Source organism: Litchfieldella anticariensis FP35 = DSM 16096, from assembly GCF_000409775.1.
In the GTDB taxonomy this organism is placed as follows: domain Bacteria; phylum Pseudomonadota; class Gammaproteobacteria; order Pseudomonadales; family Halomonadaceae; genus Litchfieldella; species Litchfieldella anticariensis.
The window spans coordinates 505,418-520,343 of record NZ_KE332388.1 but is presented as its reverse complement, the minus strand read 5'-3'; the positions used below and the strand labels follow the sequence as shown (position 1 = coordinate 520,343).

The 14,926-nt window shown below is 59.8% G+C and carries 8 protein-coding genes; 4 read left to right on the top strand and 4 right to left on the bottom strand.

Annotated elements, in window-relative coordinates; genetic code table 11:
- The first annotated feature begins 106 nt into the window (after window positions 1–106).
- Complete coding sequence (locus L861_RS09335) at window positions 107–1,240, top strand: DUF4236 domain-containing protein (RefSeq protein ID WP_016416827.1); 1,134 nt, start codon at window positions 107–109, stop codon at window positions 1,238–1,240.
- A gap of 158 nt (window positions 1,241–1,398) precedes the next feature.
- A complete protein-coding gene (locus L861_RS09330) occupies window positions 1,399–2,121 on the top strand; it encodes a Crp/Fnr family transcriptional regulator (protein WP_016416826.1) in 723 nt (240 codons plus the stop codon).
- A 54-nt stretch (window positions 2,122–2,175) separates the two neighbouring features.
- On the opposite strand, the gene L861_RS09325 is transcribed toward L861_RS09330, so the two are convergent.
- Complete coding sequence (locus tag L861_RS09325) at window positions 2,176–2,379, bottom strand: hypothetical protein (RefSeq protein WP_016416825.1); 204 nt, start codon at window positions 2,377–2,379, stop codon at window positions 2,176–2,178.
- A 240-nt stretch (window positions 2,380–2,619) separates the two neighbouring features.
- Between L861_RS09325 and L861_RS09320 the strand changes: the two genes are divergently transcribed.
- Together L861_RS09320 and L861_RS09315 are read left to right on the top strand one after the other, a co-directional pair.
- The gene (locus tag L861_RS09320) at window positions 2,620–11,205 is read left to right on the top strand and encodes a glycoside hydrolase family 94 protein (protein WP_021029154.1); all 8,586 of its coding nucleotides are present in this window, start codon (window positions 2,620–2,622) and stop codon (window positions 11,203–11,205) included.
- A 642-nt stretch (window positions 11,206–11,847) separates the two neighbouring features.
- The gene (locus L861_RS09315; protein ID WP_016416823.1) at window positions 11,848–12,144 is read left to right on the top strand and encodes a hypothetical protein; all 297 of its coding nucleotides are present in this window, start codon (window positions 11,848–11,850) and stop codon (window positions 12,142–12,144) included.
- Window positions 12,145–12,338: 194 nt separating this feature from the next.
- On the opposite strand, the gene L861_RS09310 is transcribed toward L861_RS09315, so the two are convergent.
- Genes L861_RS09310 through L861_RS09300 form a run of 3 tightly spaced genes read right to left on the bottom strand, consistent with a single transcriptional unit; the run spans window position 12,339 to window position 14,872 of the window.
- Window positions 12,339–13,109 carry an ABC transporter permease gene (locus L861_RS09310; protein WP_016416822.1) on the bottom strand — a complete coding sequence of 257 codons (771 nt, stop codon included), beginning with the start codon at window positions 13,107–13,109 and terminating at the stop codon, window positions 12,339–12,341.
- A gap of 3 nt (window positions 13,110–13,112) precedes the next feature.
- The gene (locus tag L861_RS09305) at window positions 13,113–14,093 is read right to left on the bottom strand and encodes an ABC transporter substrate-binding protein (RefSeq protein ID WP_016416821.1); all 981 of its coding nucleotides are present in this window, start codon (window positions 14,091–14,093) and stop codon (window positions 13,113–13,115) included.
- Window positions 14,090–14,872, bottom strand: coding sequence for an ABC transporter ATP-binding protein (locus L861_RS09300; RefSeq protein WP_016416820.1), 783 nt, complete (start codon window positions 14,870–14,872; stop codon window positions 14,090–14,092). Before L861_RS09300 ends, L861_RS09305 begins: the two co-directional genes overlap by 4 nt.
- Window positions 14,873–14,926: the final 54 nt, after the last annotated feature.

The window sequence follows — 14,926 nt, the reverse complement described above, 5'->3', positions numbered from 1 at the left end:
GCATTGGTAGCCTTAAAGGGACAACCTTTTGATCTGCCGGTATCCCATCATGCTCATAAAGCAGTAACCTGTAGGCTTTCCAGCAGCGACCGACAGGGAGATCGCCGTGGGCTTTCGCTTCCAGCGCCATATCCGCCTGGCACCTGGTGCGCGTCTTGACGTCAGCAAAAGCGAGTTGCGGCTCTCGGCTGGCCCCTTCGGTGCGAGCCTTGCTGGTGTCTCAGGGAGTGAGCGCAGTCCTGTGCGTACCCTGGAGGGCTTGTTGAAGGAAGGAGGCAGCCTGCCGATACGACTCGAGATCAATAAGTCAGGGAACATCCGCTATCGGCATGGCGATGGCACGCCAATGGGGGCCCATGAAGCCAGGCTGCTGCGCCGCCATGCTGGCAATGGGATCCGCGAACAGCTGTCTGCCCACTGTGAGCGGCTCAATGCCGATCTCGAAAGCCTCGCGCTGTTGTATGCGCAGACACCACCGCCGGGTCGGCACACAGGTTATCAGCCACGTCATTTCCCGGAGCCACCGCCAGCATTTCCGATACGGCAGCAGCCGACTAGGTGGCAGCAGCTATGGCCAGCGACCCGTCATCGTATCGAAGAGGAGAATATTCGGCGCGAGAAGGTCTATGAAGAGGCCTACCGCGCCTGGGAATGGGACAAGGCCGAGCACGATAGCAGGGAGTTTGCCCGGGAGCAGCGCGAGACCCATGCTGTCCTGAGCAATTTGGAGGCCATGGAACAAACCCTGACCGAACGGTTTGAAGAGATCCCTTGGCCAAGGGAGACAGCCGTTGATTTCGACTTTACGGATGACGCTTGTGCCATCGCCTTGGATATCGATCTACCTGGTGAAGACGAGATGCCCGACCGGCAATGGACGATGCCCGCCAAGCGTCTCAAGCTCACTCCCAGAAGGCTCAGCGTCACCCGCCAGCGCAAGCTCTATAGTGATTATGTGCATGGAGCGGCTTTTTTCATACTCGGGACTGTCTTCGCCCGCCTCCCCAAAGTGGAACGGGCGGTGGTCTCCGGCTATCGCCTGGTCACTGATCCTGCCACAGGTAGCAGCCGTGACCAGTATCTCTACAGCATCAAGATCACCCGAAAAGAATGGGAGCGGTTTCACTTCGACCAACTGGAGCAGGTTGGCCTGGTTCATGCCTTGGAGATCTTCACACTGCGACGTGACATGACCAAGACAGGCATCTTCAACGAGATCGAACCGTTCGAGTTGGATTGACGATGAAGGTGAATCGAATCCCGCTGAGGAAAACAAAGCACACAGTGCACCGCCCCCAGGGGTAGCTGACCATGCCTGCGAGCAAGATGTATGGCTGCGGTCCAGAATTACTTACACTTCAGTACGAAACGAGAATTCCTTCCGACGGTGACGTATACATGCTCGAAAGCTGCTCGCCTGACCGAAATCATTTATTGGCGGCCCTGCCTGACGATGCCAAGCGTCGGATAACCCCGCTTCTCGAACCAGTACACTTGCCGCTGGGCCAGGTCCTCTATGAAGCGGGGGACACCCTGAGCCACGTCTATTTCCCTACCGATGCGATCGTGTCGTTGCTCTACGTGACGGAGAATGGCGCGTCAGCGGAAATCTCGGTAGTTGGCAATGAAGGTCTGGTCGGTATTGCCGTCTTCATGGGCGGCGAGAGCACCACCAGCCGCGCGATCGTGCAAAGTGCTGGCCACGCCTTGCGGTTACCGGTGGACCAACTCAAGGATGAGTTCAATCGCCACGGGGAAATGCTGCATCTGCTGTTGCGCTATACCCAGGCGCTGATCACACAGATGGCACAAACGGCGGTATGCAACCGCCACCACTCGATCGATCAACAGCTATGTCGCTGGCTGCTGTTGTCTCTGGACCGGCTGCCAGGCAACCATTTGGACATGACCCAAGAGCTGATCGCCAACATGCTGGGGGTGCGCCGAGAGGGTGTGACCGAGGCGGCCGGCAAACTGCACAAGCTCGGTGTGATCGAATATCGACGTGGGCATATTACGGTGCTGGACAGACCCCGACTCGAGCAGCTTAGCTGCGAGTGTTATGCCGTGGTCAAGAAGGAAAGTGATCGCCTGATGCCCTATCGGTCGACCTCACAATGAACAAAGCGACGGATATTTGCATGGAATGGCGGGGCTGAGCCCCGCCAGGTCGCTTCAAGCTTGGTTGGGATCCATGCCCATGAGTTCGTCGTCCCCGCGAGCTGCTTGCAAGGGCACGCTCAGGTTGCCGTAGGCAGGAACGTATAGGTACGTGAGCGTACCGAAAGCGACAGGCTTGTGGCCGGGACGAAGGGCAATGACAGGGCGGAAGGTCATTGGAGCACCGGCGTTGATAGGCTGATCGATGAGAGTTTTCATGATGGTGACCTCGGTGACGTCATCCGCGAAATGCGAGATAGCGGCTAACCGACTATGCCAGGCTGTGCCCCGGGTGTCGGTGCGCTGGCGCGCTTAGGCGCTCGATTTCTCTTCGGGATTCTCCAAACTGGCCGTACTGTGCGATAGCGAACCGACAATGATGCGAGTCTCGCTCAGACTCCCGGTTACGAATTATCGCTTGCCCAGCAGGGTATAGCGCATCGACCGGGATAGTGGCTTGTGGATGTATTGCTCCGTTATTTGCGTGGGTATCACTCATCGTCGCCGCCTTGGAACTCTGCGGCCCCGGTGAGGGAGGAACTGTTCAGCGTAGAACGGCTCGAACAGCACGCTGGCAGCCTGGCGCAGGCACAATGCGTCACTAAAACGCCCCCCAAGGTCATGCCGTTGGCGCGGCGGCTCGACGATAATGCCAAGGTCTTGTTGGCTGCCTACCGGGCGAGTGCCGCGGAACTGGCTGATGGTCGCGATGTCGTGCCGGCTGCGGCTTGGCTGCTCGACAATTACCATCTCATTGAAGCGCAGATCCGCGAGATCCGCGGCGACCTGCCTCCTGGCTACTATCGACAGCTACCGAAACTGGCTACGGGGCCTTTTGCCGGCTATCCTCGTGTCTTCGGCCTGGCCTGGGCGTTTGTCGCGCATACCGACAGTCATCTCGACCCCGATACCCTACGGGGTTTCATTGCCGCCTATCAACGCGTGCAACCGCTGACAATCGGCGAGCTGTGGGCGGTGGCAATCACTCTGCGCATTGTACTCGTCGAGAACCTGCGCCGACTCGCCGATCAAATCATCAGCGAACAAGCGGCGCGAAACGATGCTGATGCCATGGCCACTCGGTGGGCCATCCCCGAGGGCCAGCGCACCACGCTGGAAACCGCCTCTTTCTCGCACAGCGCTGACCCCCTGTCGGAACCCTTCGCCGCCCAACTCGCCAAGCGCTTGCGAGACCTGGACCCTAGAACAAACCCGATACTCGGTTGGCTGGAAGAACAGCTCAGCTCCCAGGGCAATTCCATCGACGACGTAGTACAGCATGCCCAGCAGCGGCAGGGCGCCGCCAACGTCACCGTGCGTAACATCATCACCAGCATGAGGTTGGTATCGAGTATCGATTGGGCAGAGCTGTTCGAAAGCGTAAGTTTGGTGGATGCGCGGTTGCGTGAAACCAGCATCTTCGATGCCATGGATTTCCCTACCCGCAATCGCTACCGTAGCGCCACCGAGCAACTGGCCCGGGGCTCGGCGCGCGAGGAACTGGAGGTGGTCGAGTACGCTCTGGCCGCTTCACGAGAGGCGATGGCAAGCACTGACGATCCTGTCGAGGCAGCACGCGTCGGCGACCCCGGTTATTTTCTGATCGCGGCAGGGCGACGTGTACTGGAGCAAGCCATCGGCTTTCGCCCCTCGCCGACTCAGCGACTGCGCCAGGTCTTCCTTGATTACGGCATGAACGGTTATGTCGGAGTGATTGCACTCATCACTATGGGATTACTGTCGCTGGCGTCAGGGACGTTATGGATGCTGTCGCTTTCCTTTGGCGAATTCCCCCAAGGCTGGCTGACACTACTGGTTTTGCTTGGTGTATTACCGGCGACCGAGGTAGCCACCTTACTGGTCAATCGCATTATCATTCGTAGCGTCGGGGCACAGCCCCTACCGAGCCTCGATCTGTCCGAAGGCGTTCCGCCCTCGCTGCGTACGCTCATCGCCGTGCCGACACTTTTGACCAGCGAAACCGAGCTGCGAGAGCAGATCGAACGATTGGAAGTCCACCACTTGGCCAGCGGTGGCGGCGCTATCGTATATGCCCTGCTGACCGATGGGGTCGACGCCGACCGCGCCGAATTACCTGGCGACGCTGCCTTGCTGGCTGTCGCCGGCGAGGCGATCGGCCAACTCAATCGCCGCTATGGCGCGACATCGGGCGACAATGGCGAACGTTTCTTCTTGCTGCACCGACGCCGAGTCTTCAACAGCAGTGAAAACTGCTGGATGGGATGGGAGCGTAAACGCGGCAAGCTGCATGAACTCAACCGCATACTCCGCGGGGCCAGCGATACCACTTTTCTGGATGTGCCCGCCCTGCCAAGCGATATACGGTACGTCATTACGCTTGATGCCGATACGCGACTGCCCAGGGGATCGGCCAGCCAGCTGATCGGTAAGATGGCGCATCCACTCAATAAACCACGGTTCGATAACATCCGGCAGCGCGTTGTTGACGGTTACGCCATTCTCCAGCCACGCGTCACGCCGTCGTTACCGCTTGGCCGTGAAGGCTCTGTCTATCAACGGCTTTTCTCCGCGCCGGGTGGTATCGACCCTTATGCAGCCGCCGTATCGGATCTCTATCAGGATCTGCTCGGCGAGGGCTCTTTTGCCGGCAAGGGCATCTACGATATCGATGCGTTCGAGGCCTCGCTCTGCGGACGTGTACCGGAGAATAGCGTTCTCAGCCACGACCTTTTTGAAGGGGTCTTCGCACGCGCCGGCCTAGCCTCGGATATCGAAGTCATCGAGGATTTCCCTTCCCGCTACGATGTCGCAGGCAAGCGTCAACATCGCTGGACGCGAGGCGACTGGCAATTGCTGCCTTGGATCGTCGGGCGAGCGATGCCCTTGATCGGGCGCTTGAAGATGATGGACAATCTGCGCCGCTCGTTACTAGCCCCGTTACTGCTGGCAAGCCTCGCCGTCAGTTGGCTATTGCCTTTGCCGGCCGCCATCGTGGGTACGCTGTTCGTCTTCACCGTCATCGCCGCACCACCGTTTATCCCTCTGTTGACATCCTTCATGCCGCCTAAAGCGGGAGTGAATTTACGTCATCATTTCAACAGAGGGTTCGCCGAGCTGAAGCTTGCGTCTATCCAGAGTCTGTTGTTGGTTGCCTTCCTACCCGACCAGGCCTGGCGCATGCTGGATGCCATCCTTAGAACCCTGGCACGGTTACTGGTGACGCGTCGGCATCTGCTTGAGTGGACGACAGCCGCCCAGTCCATGGGGAGGCCGCGCCAAACACTGGCGGGCTTTTATCGGGGCATGGCGCCGGGTACCACGCTGGGGCTGGCGGTCTCACTGGGGGCAGTGGCCTATGCACCTGGGGTGTGGCCCTTGGCGCTGCCCATGGTACTGCTATGGTTGGCTGCTCCGGCTATTGCCCACTGGCTCAGCCGTTCGCAGAGCATCGCACCGCGGCACGCCATTTCGATGTCGGAGGCACGTGAGTTGCGCCTGATCGCACGGCGCACCTGGCGGTTCTTCGAGACCTTTGTGACTCCTGCCGAGAACATGCTGCCGCCTGACAATTTTCAAGAAGAGCCACACTCGGCTATCGCCTCGCGCACTTCCCCCACGAACATGGGGCTCTATCTTCTGTCGACCCTGGCCGCTCGCGATTTTGGTTGGACAGGAGTTCTGAGTGCCGTCGAACGCCTTGAGACCACGCTCAGCGTCATGCAGACGCTACCGCGCTACCGGGGCCATTTCTTCAACTGGTACTCCACCCGGGATCTACGCCCGCTGGCCCCGAGGTATGTCTCCTCCGTCGACAGCGGCAACCTCGCGGGCCACTTGATCGTTGTTGCCAATGCCTGTGAAACATGGCTGGAGACTGAACTGCTGCCCGACCCTCGCCCCGGCATCGGGGATAACCTGCGTCTAACGCGTGAAGCACTCCAGGCGGTGCCCACGGCTCATGGCGAGAGTACAGCGTTGCTCGCGGCACGCTTTGACGAGATCGAGGCCCACTTGAAGGGCGATCCGATGTTCGTGGCGTGGTTGCCAGCACTGAAACAGCTCATCGATCACACCACACGCATGGCCCATGACGCCTTACGAGGGGACGCAGACCCGCGGATCGCAGAGCTATTGTTCTGGATTGGGGCCTTGCGCCAGTCGGTGGCCGAACATTGCCACGACCGAAAACGGATCGGCAAGGCGACACCGCGTGCTCGACTCCTGGCACGCTTCAGGCAACTCGCCGACACAGCACGAAGCATGGCACTGGCGATGGATTTCGCCTTTCTACTCGACCCCGAGCGTCAACTGCTGTCGATCGGCTATTCGCCGGACGAGAACAGTCTCGACATCAGTTGCTACGATCTGCTCGCTTCCGAAGCGCGGCTTGCCAGCCTGTTGGCGATTGCCAAGGGGGATGTGCCGACGCGGCACTGGTTCCGGCTCGGGCGTACGGCCACTCCGCTGGACCACGGTTCGGCGCTGATTTCCTGGTCCGGGTCGATGTTTGAATACCTGATGCCGTCGCTGGTGATGCGCGCTCCCGCGGGCAGTCTGCTCGAGCAAAGCAATCGCCTGGTGGTCAAGCGTCAAACGGCGTATGCCACGTCGCTGGGTGTCCCCTGGGGCCTCTCCGAATCCGCCTACAATGCACGCGACATGGAATTCACCTATCAGTATTCCAACTTCGGTGTGCCCGGCCTGGGGCTGAAGCGCGGGCTATCTGCCGATCTGGTGGTTGCCCCGTATGCGACGGGCCTGGCAACGATGGTCGATCCTCGGGGAGCGTGCCGCAACTTCGCCCGCCTCACCGGCATGGGCGCGCTGGGGCGCTACGGTTTCTATGAAGCGCTCGACTTCACCCGCACGCGGTTACCTACGGGTGAAAATGTCGCCATCGTGCGCAGCTTCATGGCCCACCACCAGGGCATGACCATCGTGGCGATCGCCAACACCCTGCACCACGGCCAGATGCGCGCACGCTTCCACCGTGAACCGATCATTCAGGCCAGCGAACTGCTGTTGCAGGAACGCATACCACGTGACGTGGCGATTGCTCATCCCCGCGCCGAGGAAGTGAAGTCGGCGCCGAGTAAAAACGTCAACGAGGCACATACGATTCGCCGCGTCTCAACGACAGCCCAGGGCGCTCCGGTGACCCATCTGCTGTCGAATGGACGCTACTCGGTCATGTTGACGGCGACGGGAAGTGGATACAGCCGTTGGCGGCATATCGCCATCAGCCGCTGGCAAGAAGATGTGACCCGCGATCACTGGGGTAGCTTCATCTTCCTGCGCGATATACGAAATGCCGACGTCTGGTCAGCCACGGGGCAAACGTTGGGTCGAGAAAACGGACACGTGGATGACAGCAACGACGTGGTCTTTGCCGAGGATTACGCGCGATTCAGTCATCGCCATGGTGACCTTACCACCCACCTGGACGTTCTTGTCTCGGGCGAAGACGACAGCGAAGTGCGGCGCGTCTCGTTGACCAACAGCGGGCGCCGGGCGCGAGATATCGAGATTACCTCCTATTCGGAGCTGGTGCTGACCACACCGGCCACCGACAATGCACATCCGACATTCGCGAAGATGTTCGTCGTTACCGAGTATCTCGAGGCATTCAATGCGCTGATCGCCACCCGCCGCCTGCGGGGGCCAGACGAAGCGCAGGTCTGGGCTGCCCACTTCGCCGTGGTGGAAGGCGAAGCCTTGGCCGAAGCGCAATACGAGACCGACCGGGCCCGCTTCATCGGCCGGGGGCGAACGGTCACGAGCGCAGACACCCTTGTCGATGGCCAGCCATTGTCGAATACGGTCGGCACGGTACTCGACCCGATCTTTTCGCTGAGGCAGCGTATCCAGATAGCCCCCGGCAAGGTCGCGCGCATTGCCTTCTGGACCGTAGTGGCATCGTCACGCGAAGCGCTCGTGGATCTGATCGACAAGCATCACGACCGTAGTGCCTTCGATCGGGCCAGAACGTTGGCCTGGACCCAAGCTCAGGTGCAGCTTCGACATCTCGACGTCAAACCCGAGGAAGCGGCGGATTTCCAGCGCCTGGCCGCGCCGATCCTGTATGCCGATCCACGCTTCAGGGCACCACCCGAAGCCATCGAGCGCGGTGCGGGGCCGCAAACGGGCCTGTGGCCACATGCGGTTTCCGGCGATTTGCCGATCGTACTCCTGCGTGTCGATTCGACCGATGACCTGGCCCAGGTACGCCAGTTGCTGCGCGCGCATGAGTACTGGCGCATGAAACGTCTTGACGTCGATCTGGTGATCGTCAACGAGCGTGCGTCATCCTATGTGCAGGACCTTCAACAAGCCATCGAGACCGCGGTACTCAGCAGCCAGTCGCGACCACGCTTCCAGGAAGGCCATGCCCAAGGCTCGGTCATCACGCTACGTGCTGAGCTGATAAGCCTAGAAGTCCGCGCTCTACTGCAATCCGTTGCCAGGGTGGCCTTGATGGCACACCGAGGGCCAATCGCCGATCAGATCGCCCTTATCCCGCCTAGCCATCAGCGTACTTTGCCGAACGAAGAGACCATGGTTGCGCCGCCGTCCGTGACACCCACCTTGCAAACCGTCCCACACGCAGCACCGAATCTCGAGTTCTTCAACGGGCTGGGCGGCTTCGACAAGCAGGGCCGAGAATACGTGACGATTCTCGAAGCCGGGCGCTCCACGCCGGCTCCCTGGATCAATGTGATTGCCAACGCCGGCTTCGGTTTTCAAGTCTCGGCGGAGGGCACGGGCTACCTATGGGCCGACAACAGTCGCGAAAACCAGCTAACGCCATGGTTTAACGACCCGGTCGTGGATCCCTGCGGCGAGGCGATTTACGTTCGCGATGAAGAGACCCTGGCGGTGTGGACGGCGACAGCACTGCCCGTGCGTGATGAAGGCCGTTACCTGTCCCGGCATGGCTTTGGTTATAGCCAGTTCGAGCACGAGGCACACGGCATCGCACTCGAGCTGCTGCACTTCGTGCCTCTCGACGACCCCATCCGGATCTCTCGCCTGACCCTCAGAAACCGTTCGGGACGGCCCCGCCGGCTGTCCATCACCGCCTACGTGGAATGGACACTGGGCACATCACGTAGTGCGTCGGGCCCGTTCCTCATCACCCGAAGGGATGAGACCAGCGGTGCGATGTTGGCACACAACCCTTGGAATATCACATTTCCCGGGCGTGTCGCCTTTGCCGACCTGGGCGGCCTGCAAACGTCCTGGACAGCGGATCGTGGTGAATTTCTCGGCCACGGCGGCAGCCATGCATCGCCCGCTTGCCTGCGCACACGAGCCCCGCTATCCGGGACCACAGGGGCGGGTCTGGATCCTTGCTCAGCCCTGCAAGGTATCGTTGAACTGGCAGTCGATGAGACAGTAGAGGTCGTCGCGTTCATTGGCCAGTGCCACAGCACCGCTGAGGCCAGAGACCTCATCGCTCTCTATCGCAGGGCTGATCTTGACGCCGAGTTCGCAGCGGTCACGGAATACTGGGAGAGGCAACTTGGCGCGGTGCAGGTTTCCACGCCTGACCGCGCCATGGACATCATGCTCAATGGCTGGCTGCTATACCAGACAATGGCCTGCCGCATCACGGCACGTTCTGCGTTCTACCAGGCCAGCGGTGCTTATGGGTTCCGCGATCAATTGCAGGATGGTATGGCCCTGACCTTCGCCAATCCCGAGACGACGCGACACCATCTGTTGCGTGCCGCCTCTCGTCAGTTCGTCGAGGGAGACGTGCAGCACTGGTGGCTTCCTCATTCCGGCCAGGGCGTGCGCACCCGTATTTCTGACGACCGGGTCTGGCTGGCTTATGCCAGCGCCGTCTATGTCACCACCTCGGGTGACGCCGAGGTGTTGGATGAGCCGGTGGGCTTCCTCGAGGGTGCATTGTTGGAGCCCGGCGAACACGATGTCTTTTTCCAGCCGATGATCGCTGACGAAACCGCCTCGCTATACGAACACTGTGCCCGCGGTCTCGACCAATGCCTGGCGCTCACCGGCGAGAGAGGCCTGCCGCTGATCGGGGGGGGCGATTGGAACGATGGTATGAACCGGGTCGGCGAAGGCGGGAGGGGCGAAAGCGTATGGCTAGGTTGGCTACTGGTGCGAACCTTGGCTCTGTTCGTGCCGCTCGCCGAACAACGCAACCATGAGGACAAGCGGGCCGGCCGTTGGCGAGCGCATCTGGCCTCGCTACGCGAGGCGCTTGAACACGAAGCCTGGGATGGCCAGTGGTACCGGCGGGCGACCTTCGATGATGGCCGCTGGCTCGGCACTCAGGATAGCGACGAGTGCCGCATCGATTCGATTGCCCAATCCTGGGCGGTGTTGTCCGGTGCTGCTGATCCACAGCGTGCGGCGCTCGCCATGCGCTCGCTGGAGCGCGAACTGATCCGTCGCGATCCCGGGTTGGCCTTGCTATTCTGGCCCCCCTTCGACAAGCCGTCGCATGATCCTGGCTATATCAGCGGTTATCCGCCAGGACTGCGTGAAAATGGCGGCCAGTACAGTCATGCATCGATGTGGGCGGTCCTGGCATTTGCCGAACTAGGGGAGGGCGACAAGGCTTGCGACCTGTTCGCCCTGCTCAACCCGATCAACCACACACGCACCCCCGAAGAGACCGCACGTTATCGGGTCGAACCTTATGTGGTGGCTGCCGATGTATACTCCGTCGTCCCGCATGTCGGGCGTGGCGGCTGGACCTGGTATACGGGTTCCGCCGGGTGGATGTATCGGGCGGGTCTCGAGGGTATTCTGGGCATTCGCCGCGAGGGAGCCTTTCTGGTCATCACTCCCTGTCTGCCCGCCGCCTGGCCGGGCTTCGAGGCGACGATAGACATCGCCTCCTCCCATTACACGATCCAGGTGGAAAACTCTCCTCAGCGCCATCTCGTTACCTCGCAGGCCCACCTGGATGGGAGGGAAATAACCTGCGACGAGGGGAACGTCCGTGTACCGCTCGATGGCGCCCGGCATATTTTGGCACTTGTCCTAAGGAGTGCCCGTCCTTGTCCTGTAGAAACGCATATTAGTTAGAGGGCAACATGAGCATAAAAATTATTCTTGTTAGTAGCCAAGGCGTTTCTTTAACAGTTCGCGCTAAAGCCTAGAGCTGTTTCAATCATACGGCCTCAAAGATTTAATTAGTGTTAGCACTTGGTAATCAAGACATCGATTCATGGTTATAGATCAGAAAAAACCAGAAGACACACCGCTGCCTGAGGAGTACGTGGGTTTGAGCGTCTTTGGTTAATTGGAAACCAAAAATGATAAAATAAATGATCCGTTTCGAGTGGCTTATGGCACGTATAATGCTGGCTTCATTATTCGACTGGTCAGGCTATTGTGGAGGTATTACTTCACAGGATCTTTGCTAATCATGATTGGTATGGTGAATTCCAGTCTCGCAATAATTTTAAAAGTATCACTTTGTTTTTCGTCGTAAGCTATAATTAATTAGCCAAAGCCGGACGTCAATCCATGGCGGCCGAAAAGGCTAAGCGCCAAGAACCTAGGCTTGTACCCTCCGGTCAAACTCATCTTCTTCCCGCGGCTCCTCTTCTCCAAGAACCATGACGGGCATGGCTGGTGGCATGCTTGTGCCCATTGATTACAGTGCCGAATATTGATTAGTGATTGGTGGGCAACAATTAACGCAAGTACACAATGAGGTATTCCATGAAACTCATGACGTTGACCGCAACCCTCGTCGTTGGCTTGCTTGCGGCAGGCACGGTTCTGGCGTTGGATTCATCATACATGGACCAGCGTAGTGCACGTCTTCATCTAATGGTTGGTGAAAGTGACGTGATGCGAGTCAGTACTGATATTCCCTTGGTAACGGGTTCATCATACTGGGAAAATCGCAGTGCAAACCTTAACCGGACGACCAGTGGAATAGCTAACCCTCAGGATGAAAAACAGAGTGTCAGAGGGCTAATTTTAGTCAGCGATCCCTATGCTTGGTGGCGCTGATACAGCTTGTCTCTGTATATCGCCAGAGACCCCATCAGCAAAGACATGAATAGAGGTGAATAAGCCTGTTAATATGATTGCTGCAGTCTGCTGCTCAGCATGATTTTCCCGACCGTCTGCTGTTTCCTTGGTCGGGGATGGGCACCCCAGCCATCCGGCCGGGGTGCCTTGGAGCACGGGAAATAGATGAACGGCTAGAGGTACTGGTAGCGCAGCAGGCGGTGCTTGACTCGCTCCAGGAGCACTTGGTCGATCACTGCCGCCAGCACCGCGATGACCAGGATGTTGGTCATCACGCCAGTCATGTCGGCGATCTCGCCAGAGTAGGCCAGCGATTTGCCTAGCCCGGCACTGAAACCGACGATCATCTCCGCGGAGATCAGCGCCCGCCAGGCGTTGCCGAAGGCGAGTTGTGCGCCGGTGATCAATTCGGGGGTGACCGCGGGGAAGTAGATCCGCTTGAGCATCTGCAGGCGCGAGGCACCCATGACACGGGCGGCGTCGATGTGAACCCGCTCGACGCTCTCGGTGGCATTCATCACGCTCAGCGCGGTGGGGAAGAAGGCTCCCACGGCCACCACCACGATGATCGGCATGTTGCCGAAGCCCATCAGGATCAGGAACAGGGGCACCCAGGCGATGGAAGGGATCGACTGAAGGATGATGATTGCCGCCTTCAGGGGGCTGCGCACCGCTGAGAGGGTGCCACCCACCAGCCCCAGCACGACACCGGCGACCAGGGCAGCGCCGTAGCCTGCGCCCAACCGGCCCATGCTGTTGCCGAGCCCCGCATAGAATTCGATGCTTCCCAGCTCCTGCCATAGGCGGCCCAACGCCACATGGACGTCGGGCATCAGAAAGCTGGGCAGGAACCAGGCGGCCACTTGCCAGAAGAACAGGATGAAGGCGATGGCCAGCACATAGGCCCGCTTGCTGGCAACGCCGGTCGTGGTGGAGGTGCTCATGGGTTACAGCCCGCGCTCTTCCTGCCAGGTGAGATCGAGCAGCGCGTCCACGTCGAAGTCAGCGTCCTCGAGGATGCCCTGCTCGTGCATGATGCCGGCCAGTTCCTTCATGCGTTCGATGTCCGCTTCGGTGAGCTTGGCACTGAAGTCATTGGTCGCAATGGCTCTGGCGATTACCTCCTCACTCGAGATCTCACCCTGGTCACGGCTATTCATCACGTCCTCTTTGATGAAGTAGTGAGTGATATAGGGGGCGGCCTCTTCGGGGGCGTTCTCGAGCATGTCGATAGCTTCGCGCTGGGCGTCCATAGCGGCCCACAGTACGTCACGCCGCTGCTCGAGGGTCTCACCGGAGGTAATCACTACCATGCAGGGGAAGGGCCAGACTTCGCCGATCTCGTAGATCTCCTTCACCGGTGCCTGTAGCTTGGCGATGCTGGAATAAGGCTCGAAAAGGAAGGCGGCGTCCACCCGGCCACCGGCCAGCGACTGCACTGCCACAGAGGGCGCGACACCCATGATGTTGAGATCGTCTGGTGAAAGGCCGGCATCGGCCAGCGTCACACCCTTGAGTACGATGTCGGCGGTACTGCCCTGTTTCTGAGAGGCCAGGCTCTTGCCCGCCAGGTCGGAGACGTCATCGATCCCGGTATCCTCTCGCGCCAGCAAGGCATGGTAGCCGCGCTGGGCGCCGCCGACGATCCTGAGGTCAGCGCCACGGCTGGCCCAGGTAAAGGCATTGGAGAAGCCCAGTACGCCGATGTCGAGCTGCCCACCGACAATGCCCTTGATCAGGTCGGTGCCGGAGCTGAACTCGATCAACTCGGCGTCCAGGCCATATTTCTCGTAGAGGCTTGCCTCTTGGGCCAGCATGACCTGGGCGTCGTCCATCACACGGACATAGCCGACTCTGAACGTCTCGTTGGCCATGGCCGGGGCGGCCAGGGCGAAGGTCAGCAGGAGGGTGACCAGTCGCTGGATCATGCGGTGACTCCTTTATTGGGAATAGGGGATTCAGTACCCGGATCGTCTTTGGTATCGATGCCAAGCAACGCCAGCACCTCGCACCGGATGTCGGCGAAGGCCGTGAGGTCATGGGTCTTGGGGATGTGGCCGAGGGTGAATTCCTTCAGGACCCGGGCCGGTCTTTGGCTGAACACCAACACCCGGTCGGCCAGATAGAGCGCCTCGTCCACGTCATGGGTGACCAGTACCACGGTGGGGCGCTCCTCCTCGATCAGTTCCTTGAGCACACTCTGCAGTGTCATGCGGGTCAGGGCATCCAGTGCGCCGAAGGGCTCATCGAGCAACAACACTTTAGGGCGGGCGATGAAGGCCCGGGCCAGGGCGCAGCGTTGGCGCATGCCGCCGGAGACCTGGTGGGGATAGTAGCCCTCGAAACCACCCAGCTTGACTCGGCTGAGCCATTGGCGTGCCTTGGCACGGGCTTCCTTGGCCGGCTGATCCTGAAATTCCAGGGCCAGGGCGACGTTCTCCTCCAAGGTCATCCAGGGGTAGAGGGCGTGCTCCTGGAATACCAGGGTGCGCTCTGGGGCCGGTTTCTCCACTGGCTGGCCAGCGGCACGAACGCTACCGCCGGTGGCCTGCTGGAGCCCGGCAACCATATGCAGAAGGGTCGACTTACCACAACCCGACGGGCCGACCAGCGCAACGATCTCGCCGTCGGCGATGGTGTTGTCGAAGGCCTCGATGACATTCAAGTCACCGAAGGACTTGGTGACCTTCTCGAACTGAAGCTGCATATGAGCCCTCGGAATGACCTTATATATAATTAAATAGAATGCTTAAGATAAGCG